16 protein-coding genes and 1 pseudogene are annotated in these 15,581 nt (G+C 40.9%); 13 read left to right on the top strand and 4 right to left on the bottom strand.

Features of this window, described 5'->3' with window-relative positions:
• The first annotated feature begins 25 nt into the window (after positions 1-25).
• Positions 26-325, top strand: coding sequence for a DUF4176 domain-containing protein (locus K4I03_RS02300; RefSeq protein WP_227963578.1), 300 nt, complete (start codon positions 26-28; stop codon positions 323-325).
• 100 nt (positions 326-425) lie between these two features.
• Here the strand turns inward: K4I03_RS02300 and K4I03_RS02295 are convergent, their stop codons facing one another.
• On the bottom strand, positions 426-974 hold the full coding sequence (locus tag K4I03_RS02295; protein WP_227963577.1) for an NADPH-dependent FMN reductase: 549 nt from the start codon (positions 972-974) through the stop codon (positions 426-428).
• 85 nt (positions 975-1,059) lie between these two features.
• Positions 1,060-1,506, bottom strand: coding sequence for a MarR family winged helix-turn-helix transcriptional regulator (locus tag K4I03_RS02290; protein ID WP_227963576.1), 447 nt, complete (start codon positions 1,504-1,506; stop codon positions 1,060-1,062).
• A gap of 114 nt (positions 1,507-1,620) precedes the next feature.
• Between K4I03_RS02290 and K4I03_RS02285 the strand changes: the two genes are divergently transcribed.
• From K4I03_RS02285 to K4I03_RS02235, 11 genes and pseudogenes are all read left to right on the top strand, one after another.
• The gene (locus tag K4I03_RS02285; protein WP_227963575.1) at positions 1,621-2,109 is read left to right on the top strand and encodes a cell wall elongation regulator TseB-like domain-containing protein; all 489 of its coding nucleotides are present in this window, start codon (positions 1,621-1,623) and stop codon (positions 2,107-2,109) included.
• Entirely contained in the window at positions 2,106-3,287 is a 1,182-nt protein-coding gene (locus tag K4I03_RS02280) for a pyridoxal phosphate-dependent aminotransferase (protein ID WP_227963574.1), read from the top strand. Before K4I03_RS02285 ends, K4I03_RS02280 begins: the two co-directional genes overlap by 4 nt.
• A 251-nt stretch (positions 3,288-3,538) precedes the next feature.
• Positions 3,539-4,012 (top strand): annotated as a pseudogene (locus K4I03_RS02275) (hypothetical protein).
• A gap of 232 nt (positions 4,013-4,244) precedes the next feature.
• The gene (locus K4I03_RS02270) at positions 4,245-4,664 is read left to right on the top strand and encodes a hypothetical protein (RefSeq protein ID WP_227963573.1); all 420 of its coding nucleotides are present in this window, start codon (positions 4,245-4,247) and stop codon (positions 4,662-4,664) included.
• 14 nt (positions 4,665-4,678) lie between these two features.
• The gene (locus K4I03_RS02265; RefSeq protein WP_002900143.1) at positions 4,679-5,272 is read left to right on the top strand and encodes a hypothetical protein; all 594 of its coding nucleotides are present in this window, start codon (positions 4,679-4,681) and stop codon (positions 5,270-5,272) included.
• A gap of 9 nt (positions 5,273-5,281) precedes the next feature.
• Entirely contained in the window at positions 5,282-5,632 is a 351-nt protein-coding gene (locus K4I03_RS02260) for a hypothetical protein (RefSeq protein WP_002900144.1), read from the top strand.
• A gap of 179 nt (positions 5,633-5,811) precedes the next feature.
• Positions 5,812-6,177: a VOC family protein gene (locus K4I03_RS02255; RefSeq protein WP_227963572.1), complete on the top strand. Its 366-nt coding sequence runs from the start codon at positions 5,812-5,814 to the stop codon at positions 6,175-6,177.
• Positions 6,178-6,198: 21 nt separating this feature from the next.
• Positions 6,199-7,545: an asparagine--tRNA ligase gene (gene asnS, locus K4I03_RS02250; protein WP_227963571.1), complete on the top strand. Its 1,347-nt coding sequence runs from the start codon at positions 6,199-6,201 to the stop codon at positions 7,543-7,545.
• 156 nt (positions 7,546-7,701) lie between these two features.
• The gene (locus K4I03_RS02245; RefSeq protein ID WP_227963570.1) at positions 7,702-8,889 is read left to right on the top strand and encodes an MFS transporter; all 1,188 of its coding nucleotides are present in this window, start codon (positions 7,702-7,704) and stop codon (positions 8,887-8,889) included.
• 96 nt (positions 8,890-8,985) lie between these two features.
• Positions 8,986-10,728 (top strand): ABC transporter ATP-binding protein, encoded by a 1,743-nt coding sequence (locus K4I03_RS02240; RefSeq protein WP_227963569.1) that lies wholly within the window; start codon positions 8,986-8,988, stop codon positions 10,726-10,728.
• The gene (locus K4I03_RS02235) at positions 10,718-12,454 is read left to right on the top strand and encodes an ABC transporter ATP-binding protein (protein ID WP_227963568.1); all 1,737 of its coding nucleotides are present in this window, start codon (positions 10,718-10,720) and stop codon (positions 12,452-12,454) included. Before K4I03_RS02240 ends, K4I03_RS02235 begins: the two co-directional genes overlap by 11 nt.
• 118 nt (positions 12,455-12,572) lie before the next feature.
• On the opposite strand, the gene K4I03_RS02230 is transcribed toward K4I03_RS02235, so the two are convergent.
• Both K4I03_RS02230 and K4I03_RS02225 read right to left on the bottom strand, forming a co-directional pair.
• On the bottom strand, positions 12,573-13,160 hold the full coding sequence (locus K4I03_RS02230; protein WP_045503318.1) for a DUF4097 family beta strand repeat-containing protein: 588 nt from the start codon (positions 13,158-13,160) through the stop codon (positions 12,573-12,575).
• Positions 13,147-14,550 (bottom strand): MFS transporter, encoded by a 1,404-nt coding sequence (locus tag K4I03_RS02225; protein ID WP_227963567.1) that lies wholly within the window; start codon positions 14,548-14,550, stop codon positions 13,147-13,149. The genes K4I03_RS02230 and K4I03_RS02225 overlap by 14 nt, the downstream gene beginning before the upstream one ends.
• A gap of 191 nt (positions 14,551-14,741) precedes the next feature.
• Here K4I03_RS02225 and K4I03_RS02220 point away from each other — a divergent pair, with 191 nt between their 5' ends.
• Positions 14,742-15,377 carry a TetR/AcrR family transcriptional regulator gene (locus K4I03_RS02220; RefSeq protein ID WP_227963566.1) on the top strand — a complete coding sequence of 212 codons (636 nt, stop codon included), beginning with the start codon at positions 14,742-14,744 and terminating at the stop codon, positions 15,375-15,377.
• Positions 15,378-15,581: the final 204 nt, after the last annotated feature.

The raw sequence follows: 15,581 nt of genomic DNA, 5'->3' as shown, positions 1-15,581 counted from the left end.
AGAGAATTATTAAAGGAGATTTCTAATGTCTAAGTTACTACCGATAGGGAGTGTCGTTCAGCTTAAAAATGGACAAGTAAAAATTATGATTATTAACCGTTGTCCTCTTTATGATAACAAAGGTGAAATTGGCTATTTAGACTATTCTGGCTGTGTATATCCTTTTGGGATGATAGATAATCAGGTTTGCTTCTTTAACAATGAAGATATTGAAAAAATTTGGTTTGAGGGGTATATTGATGAATCAGAAGAGGAAATGCAAGTAACGATAGAAGATAAATTATCTCATCTTCCTCATCCTAAATATTCTTTAGCTGATTTATAATACCTGTTCCTGTCAGTAAAGTATTCTAAAAACCCCTCGCAATTATTTGCGGGGGGTTAGTGTCTTATAAGTTTTCTTTTCTTTTTATAATCTTCTCTTTTTAGTTAAGGGCTGCTAAAAGAGCATCAGCCTGTGCTGAGAGTTCAGCAAGTTTGTCTTCTGCGACAGTCAGTTGTCCAGTTCCCCATGCTTCTGGGTTGATACCAATACCTGTGAATGGTTCTACCACATTCATACGGATGAAAGGCAGCAGGCTGCGGTAGTGCTTGAATACTTCATCTGGTGATGTGCCGTTAGCTACAGATGAAACAGTAACAACCTTAGCATTCAGAGCAGATGGGCCAGTTGGGTCTGACAGTTCCAGAGCGCGTGAAGCCCAGTCCAAGAGGTTTTTCACTACTCCTGGAATAGCCCAGTTGTAGACAGGTGAGAAAATCCAGATGGCATCAGCGGACAAGATTTCTTCACGAACCTTAGCAACAGCAGCTGGAGCAGGGCTTTCGATGTCTTGGTTGAAGAATGGTACATCTTTGTAATCAAGATATGAAACTTCTGCCTTGCCAGCCAAAGCTTTTTCTGCTTGCTCAGCCAATTGGTGGTTGAAAGAACCTTGACGAAGCGAGCCGACGATGAATAATACTTTAGACATTGCATTGTCTCCTTTTTTATAAAATAAAGAGAAATTTCTCTTGTTACAATATATGTTACAACATTAATCACTAGTTAGCAATTATTTAGCTCAATTTTTTGAAATTTTTTAAAATGCGAATCAAATCTTGTTTATCGTCTTCTTCGAGAATGGAAAGAGCTTGCTGAATGTTTTTGATATGATCAGGCAGGGCGGCTTCAATTTTAGCTCTGCCTTGTTCCGTCAAGCCAATCAAAAAAGCCCGGCGGTCATTGGGGTCGCAGGTGCGGACAATCCAGCCGTCGCGTTCCATATTTTTGATGACGACAGTCATGTTGCCAGAAGTAGCCAATATGCGGTCAATCAGGTCCTGAATACGCAGTTCTCCTTTACTGTACAAGGTTTCTAAGACGGAAAACTGAGTAGGAGTCAAATCATGCTTTTTAAAAATCTGGGCTTCAATGGCACGGATGGTTCTTGCTGCCTTGTGAAAGACAATCATGGTTTTCAAATCAAGCAGAGCTTCTTTGTTTAAATCGTCTGTAATCTTCATAACAATATTTTACCAATAAATAGTATCATATGCAAGGATATTGCTTTAGAATTTTGAGAATATTCTCATCAAAAAAAGATAGAAAAATAGGAGTATTTGTAGTATAATGACGGAGTGAAATATAAAAATAGAAATAAAGCCAGTTTTCCAATTTGGCAGTACCTTATCGGTATTTTTATCGTTCTCAGCGTTCTTGTATTTTCATTTTTTGCAGTTTTGCAAGTATCTATGCAGCCGAGACAGTCGGCTAAGGAAGCAAGCAGACGCTTGGCCAAGGAATACGCAGATCTTGAAAAAGTGGATTCTTTTGCCATCTACAATGGGCAGGAATCTTACTACAGTCTGCTTGGTAAGACTAGTAAAGGTGTCGAAAAAGCTGTTTTGATTGCTAAAGATTCCAATGAGATTCGGGTCTATCGACTGGACCAAGGTGTCAGTCAGTCAGAGGCGGAGAGCATTGCCAAGGACAATGGAGCAGGAACTATTGATAAAGTGATCATGGGCTATTTTAAGGCTCAGCCCATCTGGGAAGTCAAGTCGGGAGGCAGCTATTACCTGATTGGTTTTGAAAGCGGGCAGTTGGTCAGCAAGGAGGGACTATGAAATTATCAAATCGTGTCTTAAAGATGGAAGAAAGCGTGACTTTAGCAACAGCAGCGCGTGCTAAGGCTTTGAAAGCGCAGGGGAGGGATATTCTATCTCTGACTCTGGGAGAGCCGGATTTTCCGACGCCTAAGAATATCCGAGATGCGGCTGTAGCTGCCATTGAGGATGGGCGTGCTAGCTTTTATACGGTGACTAGCGGTCTGCCAGAGCTAAAAGAAGCAGTGGTAGAGTATTTTGCCAACTATTACGGCTACACAATCCAGCCGAATCAAGTGACGGTGGCAACCGGAGCTAAGTTCTCCCTCTACACCTTCTTTATGAGTGTGCTTGACCCAGGTGATGAAGCTATCATTCCGACGCCTTACTGGGTAAGCTACGGCGACCAGATTAAGATGGCCGAGGGGACACCTGTTTTTGTTCAAGCCACTGAGGAAAATAATTTCAAGGTGACGGTGGATCAGTTAGAAGCTGCTCGTACTTATAAGACCAAGGTCTTGGTTTTGAATTCTCCGTCCAATCCGACGGGTATGATTTATACAGCAGAGGAGCTGCTGGCGATTGGGAACTGGGCTGTAGAGCATGACATTCTGATTTTGGCAGATGACATTTATGGACGTCTGGTTTATAACGGAAATAAATTTACGCCAATTTCCAGTCTATCAGAGGAGATTCGCAAGCAGACAGTGGTCATCAATGGTGTCTCTAAGAGCTACTCCATGACAGGCTGGCGGATTGGCTATGCAGTTGGTGAGCCAGAGATTATAGCAGCTATGAGTAAGATTGCAGGTCAGACGACTTCTAACCCAACAGCAGCGGCTCAATACGCAGCTATAGAAGCGCTGACTGGCAGTCAGGAAACGGTCGAGACTATGCGTCAAGCCTTTGAAGAGCGTCTGAATACCATCTATCCTCTCTTGGCTCAAGTGCCAGGATTTGAAGTGGTCAAGCCGCAAGGGGCCTTCTATCTCTTTCCAAATGTCAAGAAAGCCATGGAAATGAAAGGTTATACAGATGTGACCGACTTTACGACTGCTATTTTAGAAGAAGTCGGTGTGGCTCTGGTGACCGGAGCAGGATTTGGTGCTCCAGAAAATGTCCGCCTCAGTTATGCGACAGATATGGAAACACTCAAAGAAGCCATTGGACGTCTACAGCATTTTATGGAGAGTAAATAAAGCTCTCAATCTTACACTGCTTTCGAAGATGTATAAACGATAAATATGGACGGACTCAGAGTTCGTCCTTTTCAATTTATTTTTTACTGTACTGGTAATGAGTTAAATAATATAGTAAAATAATATAGAAAGATATGGAAGCGTTTTTCACTCTAGTCAAAATCAGCAAGCTTTAGCAAGGATAAATGTTAATTGGCTTCGCTTAGAATTCAGCTGATGAAGGATTTAAACAATAGTGGAGGGAGAACAATATGAAACGTCGTTTGATTTTCTTATTCTTGCTAGGCGGTCTAGTCTTGCTAGGAGCTTATGTTTTCTTTAATTCAGAGGTGGGTTGGACCACTATTTCCGAATCCAATGGCTATAGTCTGCAAGTCAAAGGTCATCGCTATCGTATCCAATATTATGAGAATGACTCGGCCCGAATAGACTGGTATTTGAACAATTACCAGCCAGAATTGAATTTAAATATGAGAATCTTAGAACGCCCAACTGCACCTGGTTCTTACACTAAGTAGGAGATATCTGGACTGGGCTCTGCACGCTTTTTGATGGTTTGTAGAACTTGGGGTTCTGCAGAGAACAGTCAAAAGTTTTTAATTAAACGTGCCCATTATAAGGTTCATATTAGACTTAATAAAAAGATGGAGGTAGATACTGAGAAAAGCAGTATGACCTACTGGAAGACGGAGGAAGAGGTAAAGAATGATCCGCCTATTGATTAAAAAGCAGCTATCAATGGCAGATTAACTAAGTATAAGTAACTTTATGATAAGAATCACCAGACGACTTAAAAATTTGAGGAGTATTTAGTTGAAGACGAGGGTGTTTCGGTGTATAATAAAAGAAGTCCATTTGGTCTAGCCCTGCATTCTATTGACTTGCAGTGTGTTCCTCATGGTCTTTTTACTTAAGTAATAATAGGGATGAAGATTATTTTGTACAAAAGGAGATAAAATGGGTTTTATCAGAAAGGAAATAGGGGAAAGAGAGAAGAAGCTTCTCGAGGATTTTTCTATTGAAGAAAAAGAACTGGCTCTGCCATTTTTACTAGAGGATGAGAAGAGAGGGATTTTTCTCTGCGTCAAGCAATTTCGTATTGGTGAAGGGAAATATCAAGTCTTAGCCATGATTCTAGGTAGGCACTTGCTTGAATTTCGCCTAGAAGAAGAGCGGGCCGATAGATATCCAGTTCGCAATGAGGAAGATCAAAGTGTAAAAGGTCTATCAACAGAAACAATCTCCCAACTTGTAATTCCCAAGGTTTTAAAAGGACGAGAGGACAAGATCGTAACAGTGATTCAACATGCCCTGTCGCAGATTAACCCTTATTATGATACAAAGATAAGGGAAGTAAACCATGTGGAGTACAGATAAAGAGGAGATAGGATATGGGATTATTAGAAAAGTGTCTGGATTTTTTACCGACTAGGCGGGCTGTCAGTGACATAGAAGAAGAGATGACTTGGGAGGAAGAATTTACCCCTAAAAGAGTTCATCATAAAGAAGTCAGTAGTAGTCCTCAGAAGGAGACTGAGGGAACAGCAACTCTTCCCCAGGAAGGAAGTTGGAAGTTCGTGCACGAGATGATTTCTGAAGAAGGGATTGAGCTTTTAAAGAAGGCTGGGATTGATGACGAGCTAGTCTTTGAGACGGGCGATTGGGTTGCAGATCATGATTTGGGGATTTATCTGGTCCTTTATCGCTTTGGTGGCAGAACCAACTGGAAGAAGACTTATAAGCTAATCTTGCAAGGACAGATGATTGAATTTAAGACTAAGACCATTTTTCATCAGCAGGATTTTTCTTATGAAGATGGGGAATTCACTAAGGGAGTGATTGTCAAAAATGTCTCCAATATGCTCTTGCCTTTAGCTTTTGAAGGTCAACAGCAGCGCGTGCTCCATATCATTCAAGCAGCTCTGTCAGCAGCTAGCCCAAGCTATGATACGGTCGTTTACAGGGCGAACTTTGATTTGGTTTAGGAGGGGAAAATGATATATATTACAAAAGAAGATGTTTTGACTTGGCTGGACAAACATGAGTTAGTGGCCAATCGTCAGAAGGACATTGCGGCTTTTCATAAAGAACTGTCGTTTCGTCTTCAAAGAATGGACTTTCGACCGTCTACCAGTTCAAAAGATCCTCGGAGAGATGTTTGTGAAGACCCTGACCAAGAGCTCACTGTAGCCTTTACTCAGGATGGGGAGGGGAATTATGCGACGATTGATCAGAGTCCAGGAGGTCAGATTCTCAGCGATCAGCGCTTTAAGATGGCTTTGAAAAAAGTCTTGAACTATGATGATGACATGGTTGATCGACTGCTATATGGAACAAAAAATTAGTCCTCTTATTCAGAGAGAGTTATCCGCCAGCCTTTAGGAGGCTGGTTTTTTAATTTTTCTGAGATTTAGCCTTTTCAAGGATAGCTATTGCAATCGCTTTATGGTAAAATATAGAACAGATGTCCAAAAGATTTGTCTTGAAATAAAGTGACATTTAGCAACCAATCTAGGAGGCAGATATGATTGATCATTTTGGTATTAAAGTCAAGGATTTGGAAGCCAGCAAGCTCTTTTATCAGAAAGCTTTAGAGCCATTGGGCTACAAGATTGCCTTTGAAATTCCTCAGGCAGTAAGTTTTGCTGAACCTCGGACGGCTCCAGCTGGAGATTTTTGGTTAAGTCATGGGCAATCAGATGCATCTCATTTTGCCTTTCGTGCAGAGACTAGGGAGCATGTGGATGCTTTTTATCAAGCTGGCCTTGCAGCGGGTGGCAAAGATAATGGCGCCCCAGGCATTCGTCCCCAATATCACCAGCCTTATTATGCAGCCTTTGTCTTGGATCCAGATGGTAATAATGTCGAGGCAGTCTGTCATAAAGAATAAAAAATAGAAAAGAGAAAAAACGTGTCAAAGAAAATCGTAACAATTATTGATGTGAAAAATTATGTTGGTCAAGAAGTGACCATCGGTGCTTGGGTTGCCAATAAGTCAGGTAAGGGTAAGATTGCTTTCTTGCAGTTGCGCGATGGCTCTGCCTTTTTCCAAGGGGTGGCTTTCAAGCCTAACTTCATTGAGAAATTTGGCGAAGAAGAAGGATTGGCGAAGTTTGATACGATTAAAAAGCTTAGCCAAGAAACTTCTGTCTATGTGACAGGGATTGTCAAGGAAGACGAACGTTCAAAATTTGGCTATGAGCTGGACATTACAGATATCGAAATCATCGGTGAGTCAAATGACTATCCAATTACGCCAAAAGAACATGGAACGGACTTTCTCATGGACAACCGTCACTTGTGGCTGCGTTCTCGTAAGCAAGTGGCTATGATGCAAATCCGCAATGCCATCATCTATGCTACCTATGAATTCTTTGATAAGAATGGCTTTATGAAGTTTGACAGCCCAATCTTGTCAGGAAATGCTGCTGAAGACTCAACTGAGCTCTTTGAAACAGACTACTTTGGAACTCCAGCATACTTGAGTCAATCAGGTCAGCTTTATCTGGAAGCAGGTGCTATGGCTCTTGGTCGCGTCTTTGACTTTGGTCCTGTATTCCGTGCCGAAAAATCAAAAACCCGCCGTCATTTGACGGAGTTCTGGATGATGGATGCAGAGTATTCATACTTGACGCATGATGAGTCACTCGACTTGCAAGAAGCTTATGTTAAAGCCTTGATCCAAGGTGTTCTTGACCGCGCTCCTCAAGCTTTGGAAACACTGGAACGCGATGTAGAACTTTTGAAACGCTATATTGCAGAGCCTTTCAAGCGTGTTAGCTATGATGAAGCGATTGACCTCTTGCAAGCGCATGAAAATGATGAGGATGCTGATTATGAGCATCTGGAACATGGAGATGACTTTGGTTCACCGCATGAAACATGGATTTCAAACCACTTTGGTGTACCAACCTTTGTCGTGAACTACCCAGCAGCTATCAAGGCTTTCTACATGAAGCCAGTTCCTGGAAATTCAGACCGTGTCCTCTGTGCAGACTTGCTTGCTCCAGAAGGCTACGGTGAAATCATCGGTGGTTCTATGCGTGAGGAAGACTACGATGCCCTCGTTGCTAAGATGAATGATCTTGGTATGGATACGACAGAATATGAATTCTACCTGGATCTTCGTAAGTATGGAACAGTTCCGCACGGTGGCTTCGGTATCGGTATCGAGCGCATGGTAACCTTTGTAGCAGGAACCAAGCATATCCGTGAAGCCATTCCATTCCCACGTATGTTGCACCGTATTAAACCGTAAATCAATGAAAACGCCCATGTGGCGTTTTTTCAACATTGAACAATGAAATAATCCAGATACAAAATTTTAGAGAAAGAAGAGGTAGAGGTCATGTGAACAGCGGATTAACAAGTGATAAAGGATAAAAATGAAGAAACACTTGTTAAAGGAGAAAATATGTTTAAAAGAAGTTATCGGAAAAATATCGGGCTGATGGCCGGTGTAGAATTTTTTGCCTTTCTAGGCATTACTAGTTTTTGGATTTTATTTCTAAGTCAAAATGGCATGTCCCTTTGGCAGATTGGGCTTTTGGAAAGTATCTTTCATGCCACTAGTGTCATCTGTGAAATTCCTTCTGGGATGTTGGCGGATCGCTTTTCCTACAAGACCAATCTTTATCTGAGCCGGATAGCTGGGATTGTGTCTTCTGTTCTTATGTTGGCTGGGCAGGGGAACTTTTGGGTTTATGCACTGGCCATGGTGATTAGCGCTTGGTCCTATAATTTTGATTCGGGGACAAGTGCGGCCATGGTTTATGATTCTTCTCTAGAGGCTGGACTTAAGGAACGTTACTTATCCATCTCCAGTTTTATGTCGGGGGTGGCTGAAGCGACCCGGTCTTTGGGAACGGTCTGGGCTGGATTTTTTGTCCATGGACAATTGCATCTGACCTACTATATCATGATTGGCACCTCTATCATCGTTCTTTTTTTGACCTGGATGTTGAAGGAGCCAAGTGTCAAAGCAGTGAAAGCAGAACGTTTGACTATGAAAAAGATTATCTGGGCTGTCAAAGAGGAGTTGCAGAGAAATCCCAGCCTTTTTATCTGGATGATTCTTTCCCAAATCATCGGAACGCTGATGTGTATGTTTTATTTTTACTATCAAAATCAATTGCCTGACTTAAAAGATTGGCAGATTTCGGTAGTCATGCTAATTGGCAGTGCTTTGAATATCTTGGCGGTCTATCTGGCGAGTATGATTGGAAAGAAATATTCTGCCTTAAAACTCTTTCCTTCAGTGGTTCTTCTAACTGGAGCAAGCTACCTGCTGTCCTATTTTGGAACACCAGTCATCTATATTTTGATTTATCTAATCAGCAACGCCTTGTATGCTCTTTTCCAGCCGATTTTTGACAATGATTTACAAAAGCAGCTGCCAAGTAAAGTGCGGGCGACCATGCTTAGTGTCTACTCTATGATGTTCAGCCTGAGTATGATTGTCTTTTTCCCTGTGACGGGCTGGTTGATCGATCACTTTGGTTTTGACTGGACGTTTATAGTTTTAGGCAGCTTCTTATTGGCAACGACACCATTTTTGCATATGGGGCTAAAGAAAATAAGCCAGAGTTTACAAGAAGTCTAATATCAATGTTCTCTTTCTGCTTGTCAGAAGGAGAATATTTTTTAGCCTTTGAAAATTATGGTAAAATAAATACAGTTTAATGGAGAAGTAGGCAGTATGAAAGATTTATTGAAATATTTCAAGGGCTATATCAGGGAGTCTTTGCTGGGACCCTTGTTCAAGCTTTTGGAGGCCAGTTTTGAACTGTTAGTTCCGCTTTTGATTGCGGGGATTGTGGATGAGACCATTCCTAGACACGACAGCTCCCATCTCTACTGGATGGTTTTTCTTTTGATGGGCTTGGCTGCTCTGGGCGTGGTGGTTGCAGTGGTGGCCCAATATTATTCGTCAAAGGCGGCAGTGGGCTTTACTCGTCAGATGACAAGTGACCTCTATCAAAAAATCCTGCGTCTGCCCAAGGCTAGTCGGGATGAGTTGACGACTTCTAGCTTGGTGACCCGGCTGACGAGCGACACCTATCAGATTCAGACGGGCATCAATCAATTCCTTCGTCTCTTTCTTCGGGCGCCTATCATCGTTTTTGGCTCTATCATCATGGCCTTTACTATCAGTCCGGTCATTACCTTGTGGTTCTTGCTTATGGTGGCAATTTTAACGGCTATTATCGTCTTCATGTCTCGTCTGATGAATCCTCTCTATGCTAAGATTCGTCAGCTGACTGATCAGCTGGTCAATTTGACTCGTGAGCAGCTACAGGGCATGCGGGTTATACGAGCTTTCGGTCAGACCCAGCGCGAGGTTCAGACCTTTCGCAATCGCAATGAGCTCTATAAAACCTGGCAAATCAGGACGGGAGCTCTGGCTAGTCTGATTAGTCCTCTGACCTTTCTTACGGTCAATGGTACTCTGATTGCTGTCATTTGGCAGGGGAATACCTTTATCGGCAAGGGCATACTGACTCAGGGGATGCTAGTGGCCTTGGTCAATTATTTATTGCAGATTTTGGTGGAATTGCTCAAGCTGGCTATGCTGGTCAACTCACTCAATCAAAGCTATATCAGTGCAGGTCGTATTGGTCAGGTATTTGAGCAAGCAGAAGAAGATGTCCTGCAGGAATTAGTGCAGGAAACAGCTCTGCCAAATCAAGCTATTAAAGTCCAGCAGGTCAGCTTTTCCTATCCAAATGCAGCTAGTCCAGCCTTGACTGGTCTGACTTTTGATTTGAAAAGAGGTCAGACTTTAGGTGTTATTGGCGGGACAGGTTCAGGGAAGTCTACTCTGGTTCAGCTGCTAGCTCATCTTTATCCTGTGGCTGCTGGTCAGTTGACCATCTTTTCCCAAGGACGCAGCCCTAAAAATCTGAGTGAATGGCGGTCTTGGATCAGTCTGGTACCTCAGAAGGCGGAGCTTTTCCAAGGAACTGTTCGCTCCAATCTGACCTTGGGTATGTCAAGCAAGCCAACTGACGCAGACTTGTGGCAGGCTTTAGAGATTGCTCAGGCAGCGGACTTTGTCTCTCAGAAGGAAGGTGGCTTGGATGCGACTGTAGAGGCCTTTGGTCGGAATTTTTCTGGTGGACAGCGTCAGCGTTTAACCATTGCCAGAGCTGTCTTGCGGAAGGCTCCTTTCTTGATTTTAGATGATGCAACCTCTGCTCTGGACTATTTGACAGAGGCAAGACTCCTGCAGTCTATTAAGAATGAATTGACTGAGACCAGTCTGGTCTTGATCTCACAGCGGACCAATAGCTTGCGCTCAGCGGATCAAATTTTAGTCCTAGATAAGGGAGAACAAGTGGCTCTTGATCGCCATGAGGAACTCTTAGTCAGCTCTGCCATTTACCGAGAAATTCATCACTCACAGCATAGTCAAGGAGAGGAGGACAAGCATGAAGCATAAGAAATCATCTAGCAGCTTGAGGCGTTTGACTCGCGATTTGCTGCAGGCGCGCTGGCTCTTTCTTCTAGCTAGTCTGGGAACGGTGGCTCAAGTGGCTCTGACTGTTCTTCTTCCAGTTTTAATCGGGAATGCGGTTGATAGTGTTCTTCTTCCTCATGCGGAGCAGCATGTGATGCCGATTTTGGGGCAGATGCTGTTGGTCATCTTAGCCAATACGCTGATTCAGTGGCTCAATCCCTTGCTCTATAATCAGCTGGTTTATCGCTACAGTCAGCAGCTCCGTCAAGGTGTTATCAAGAAAGTGCACTATCTGCCTTTGGCCTATCTGGATCGGCAGGGAACTGGCGACTTGGTTAGTCGGGTGACGACAGATTTGGAGCAGCTCAGCAATGGCCTGCTTATGGTTTTCAATCAATTTTTTGTGGGTTTGCTGACAATTTTAGTGACTATCATTAGCATGGCCAGATTGGACTTTTTCCTCTTGCTTTTGGTTCTGCTTTTGACGCCCCTTTCTCTCTTCTTAGCTCGCTTTATTGCCAGAAAGAGTTTTAGCTTTTTCCAACGTCAGACGCAGGCGAGGGGAGCGCAGACCCAGCTGATTGAGGAAAGTCTGACCCAGGAAAGTCTAATCCAGGCATTTAATGCTCAGGAGCAGTTTGATACAGCTTTTACTCGCAGCAACCAAACCTATGCAGACTATTCGCAGGCGGCTATTTTCTATTCTTCGACGGTCAATCCTTCGACTCGTTTTATCAATGCCCTGATCTATGCTTTGATTGTGGGCTTTGGGGCTGTCCGAATCATTCAGGGAACAGGTTTTACGGTTGGGCAGCTGGTAACTTTTCTCAACTACGTCAACCAGTACACCAAGCCTTTCAATGATATATCGTCAGTCATGTCAGAATTGCAGAGCGCTTTAGCTTGTGCAGAGCGGATTTACAGCGTTTTGGACCAAGAAGAAATAGCTGAGCCCGGTCAGGAAATTCTTCATCCTGAAAATGTCAAAGGACAGATTAGCTTTGAGCATGTGGCTTTTGGCTATGATTCTGGCAAAGAGCTGATTCAGGATTTGAATATAAGGATTCCGGCAGCTAGCAAGGTTGCAATTGTCGGGCCAACTGGTGCGGGCAAGTCTACTTTAATCAATCTCGTCATGCGCTTTTACAATGTTGATAGTGGTCTTATTTCGCTAGACGGTATTCCCATCACGCATTACACTAGATCCTCTTATCGTCAGCAATTCGGTATGGTACTGCAAGAGACTTGGCTTAAGACGGCGACTATTCACGACAACATAGCTTTTGGCCGGCCAGACGCCAGCCGAGAAGAGGTTATTGCAGCTGCCAAGGCGGCCAATGCTCATTTCTTTATCCAGCAGCTGCCTCAGGGGTACGACACCTACCTAGCGGATGCTGGGGACTCCCTGTCTCAAGGCCAGCGGCAGCTCTTGACCATTGCCCGTGTCTTCCTTTCCGTTCCTAAAATCCTAATCTTGGATGAGGCAACTTCCTCCATTGATACCCGGACAGAAGTCTTGATTCAGGAGGCTTTCAGCAAGCTCATGGTGGGTCGGACTAGCTTTATCATTGCCCATCGCCTGTCCACTATTCAAAATGCGGACATCATCCTCGTTATGTTAGATGGTGATATCGTCGAGCATGGTAATCACCAGGAGCTCATGGCAGCCAGAGGTGTTTATTACCAAATGCAGACGGCGCAGGAGTAGAAGGGGAGCTTTATTAAAGTTCACAGATTGATGCTAAACAAAACTAAAAGAGTTGGATTTCCAACTCTTTTTGCTTATAGTCCAAGTTTGCCTAACTTGTTTTCTGCTAAAAATCAGTTTATGAAATAGTTATATTTCCCATATTGCAGTTTAGATCAAAGATAGGGGACTCACAATTGGTATTTTTTTGCTTATGAGAGGTATTCGTATAGCTAAGACCATTTACAGTGATAAGGCCACTATTGACTTTCAATTTGTAAGAGGAGGATATCTGATATCCCGAAAAAATTATATTTCCCATATCACATGTGAAATTAGCGTTCTGTTGAATAGTACCTTGAAGCGATGTATTCCCCATGCCACAAGCTAAGTTACAAGTATTACATTCCAAATTGTTAATAAAAACACTCCCTCTAGCCGTATATAGATTAATATCATCAGCTTTGAGCCATTGAAATGTTGCTGTGCTATCTTCAACTTTAACGTTGTAAGTTTCAACCTTGTTGAAAGGAATCGAAATAGTGATTTTGGGAATCATCCAGAAACAGATTGTTTTAAATACATTCATTTCTTTCAGGATAAATTCGGAATCATTGATTATAATTTTATAATCCTCTCGGGAGCAATTTTTAAAAGATAATTTGAATTCTTTTCCTTTTTTTACTTCAAAGTCAGTTCGGCTTACATCAATTTCAATTCTTTTCATGTTTTATATCCTTTGTTTGTAAATAAATATCCCGTTTTGCAAATAATAAGGAAAGGAAAAGTAGGGCGAATAGGTAAGGAATCCATATTTTATAGATAGATAGGTAGGCTTCGGATATTTTCTGAGGAGTATGGACCGTTAGAATTTTGATATTATTTGTAAGTATAGAGATAAATACGGAAACTCCTATAACTGATCCAATTTGCCTTACAACACTAATGACGCTTTGAGAAGCCGTTAACAATTCTCCATCTAATGTAGAAGCTGCTAAAACATTAATAGGCCCTGCAATAATACCAAAGCCAATCCCCAAAACTAATGTTGAAAAACTCATGGTTAGTGTATTGTTAGGATCTAATGTTATCAATAATATGTAAGAAATTAGAATTGCTAGCAGACCAGTAAATACCAATAAGCGAGGACCAAGTTTATTAATTGCTAGGCTTCCCAAGCCTCCAAAAATGAAAACAGTTAATGACATAGGGAGTAGTATTAGAGCAGCATCTAATTCGCTCTTCCCTTGAACAGTAGTAAAGAAGGTTGGTAGAATAACAATAACGCCAATGTAGAAAAATTGAGCAATAAATGCGACTAATGAGGCAGATGAAAATTCTTTGATCCTGAATAAATTCAGATTAATCATTGGAGAGGAATTTTGTTTTTCTATAATAATAAATAGAAAACCTGTGATGATAGAAATACTAAAGCAGGTGATGCTCTTCCAGTCATTGAAACCCCAATCTCTTACTTTAATTAACCCGAGAGTCAATAAGCAAAGTGATATCATAGAAATCAAACTACCATACCAATCAATTCTGGTTGAAACTGTAGTATCTTTTTTAAAGTCAAAAGATTTTATCAATAATAGAAGAGCAATTATAACAATGGGAATATTGATAAAGAATATCCAATGCCAAGATAAGCTATCGGTAATAATACCTCCAAGTGTAGGACCAATTGCAGCTGCTCCTCCTTGAGTGAGTCCTAAAGCGGCAACGATTTTAAATCTATCTTCAACTTTCCAAGAAGAAATTCCTAGTATATTTCCTACTGGTAATAAGATTGATGCTCCTAGACTAGCAATAACTCTACCTAAAATAAGCTGATAAAATTCCATTGCCAATCCAGAAATTAAACTTCCGATACCAAAGAGTACTAATCCAATAATAAGAATTTTCCCTTTCCCGTAAATATCTGCTAATTTACTCAATGGGATAGTACATGTAGCAAAAATAATGGTATAAATGTTTAAAGCCCAAGATAAACTGTCAAGTCTAACATTTAGTCCTTTCTGTATAGCAGGCAACGTAATGTTCATGATAGTTGTGTCGAGCATGACTAAGAAAATAGCCAAACACATTGCAATAGTTATTATAGTTTTTTTATTCATTGCAATTCTCCTTTCTAAAACATGAGTTATAACTCATGTTTAATTGTACTCTTTTTTAGTTTTGTGTCAAGTAAAAATGAGTATTTGCTCATTTTTTTGAAAAATAAAATAGCATATTATTGCTATTCATGGCATTTAAAAGAATTTTTACTGGAAGTGTGATATCATAAGAGAAAGATTGCTTAGAAAGGATGAAAGTATTGTCGAAGAAACTAGTTCGAAAACCTGTTCAAAAAAGAAGTTTAGATAAATTAAACACGATTTTAGCTGTTTCGAAAGAATTATTTGCAAAAAAGAATTATTTTAATGTTACCACAAATGAAATTGCAAAAGAAGCGGGGATTTCAATAGGGACACTATATTCTTATTTTTCAAATAAAGAAGAGATTTTATTTTTAATATTAAAAGACTACAATGAATCGTTTATTGTAATCTTTAACCAACTGAATACTAGTGAAAATTTGGAGTTATTCAGTAGTGATTACAAAGGCTGGATTGAAAAATTAATTGATAATTTAATTAGTTTAGAAGATAAAGAGTTTCACGCGCAAATTGAGATGCTTTCTTATTCCATTCCTGAGGTTAAGGGAATACAGGATCAGCACAATGATAAAATGAAAGAATTCACTTATCAATGTTTAAAACATTACGTAGGTAATAAAGAAATAACAAATCTAAAATCTATTTCTAATGTCCTATTTAATTTTATCACCTCTATTGTAGATGAAATTTTGTATTCCTCGCATTCAGACGAAGAGATAACTGTTTTAAGGAAGACCTCGTTAGATTGCATAGCTCTAATCTTAGAAAACTTACTTTATAGTTAAAATGATAAAAGAGGCTGGGACAAAAGTCTAACCTTAAATATAAAAAGCGAACAAAACGGAGTTATCTGACACTCAGAAGTCTGTCTTGTTCACTTTTTTGTCTAATCTATCGATTTTAAAAATTTATAATAAAGAATTCCTAAAATCAAAATCTTTTTGTCCCAGCCTCGTTCAGTCTTATTTGTCAAGAAAAAATCAGAAGTA

Source organism: Streptococcus sanguinis, assembly GCF_020729725.1.
Classification (GTDB): domain Bacteria; phylum Bacillota; class Bacilli; order Lactobacillales; family Streptococcaceae; genus Streptococcus; species Streptococcus sanguinis_V.
The sequence above is the reverse complement of the archived record's forward strand: the minus strand, read 5'-3'. Positions and strand labels throughout refer to the sequence as shown.

Excerpts from the sequence above, each read along its gene's own strand:
- K4I03_RS02300 (WP_227963578.1), top strand. The coding sequence starts at position 26 with ATGTCTAAGTTACTACCGATAGGGAGTGTCGTTCAGCTTAAAAATGGA.
- K4I03_RS02295 (WP_227963577.1), bottom strand. The coding sequence starts at position 974 with ATGTCTAAAGTATTATTCATCGTCGGCTCGCTTCGTCAAGGTTCTTTC.
- K4I03_RS02290 (WP_227963576.1), bottom strand. The coding sequence starts at position 1,506 with ATGAAGATTACAGACGATTTAAACAAAGAAGCTCTGCTTGATTTGAAA.
- K4I03_RS02280 (WP_227963574.1), top strand. The coding sequence starts at position 2,106 with ATGAAATTATCAAATCGTGTCTTAAAGATGGAAGAAAGCGTGACTTTA.
- K4I03_RS02270 (WP_227963573.1), top strand. The coding sequence starts at position 4,245 with ATGGGTTTTATCAGAAAGGAAATAGGGGAAAGAGAGAAGAAGCTTCTC.
- K4I03_RS02265 (WP_002900143.1), top strand. The coding sequence starts at position 4,679 with ATGGGATTATTAGAAAAGTGTCTGGATTTTTTACCGACTAGGCGGGCT.
- K4I03_RS02260 (WP_002900144.1), top strand. The coding sequence starts at position 5,282 with ATGATATATATTACAAAAGAAGATGTTTTGACTTGGCTGGACAAACAT.
- K4I03_RS02255 (WP_227963572.1), top strand. The coding sequence starts at position 5,812 with ATGATTGATCATTTTGGTATTAAAGTCAAGGATTTGGAAGCCAGCAAG.
- K4I03_RS02245 (WP_227963570.1), top strand. The coding sequence starts at position 7,702 with ATGTTTAAAAGAAGTTATCGGAAAAATATCGGGCTGATGGCCGGTGTA.
- K4I03_RS02240 (WP_227963569.1), top strand. The coding sequence starts at position 8,986 with ATGAAAGATTTATTGAAATATTTCAAGGGCTATATCAGGGAGTCTTTG.
- K4I03_RS02235 (WP_227963568.1), top strand. The coding sequence starts at position 10,718 with ATGAAGCATAAGAAATCATCTAGCAGCTTGAGGCGTTTGACTCGCGAT.
- K4I03_RS02230 (WP_045503318.1), bottom strand. The coding sequence starts at position 13,160 with ATGAAAAGAATTGAAATTGATGTAAGCCGAACTGACTTTGAAGTAAAA.
- K4I03_RS02225 (WP_227963567.1), bottom strand. The coding sequence starts at position 14,550 with ATGAATAAAAAAACTATAATAACTATTGCAATGTGTTTGGCTATTTTC.
- K4I03_RS02220 (WP_227963566.1), top strand. The coding sequence starts at position 14,742 with ATGAAAGTATTGTCGAAGAAACTAGTTCGAAAACCTGTTCAAAAAAGA.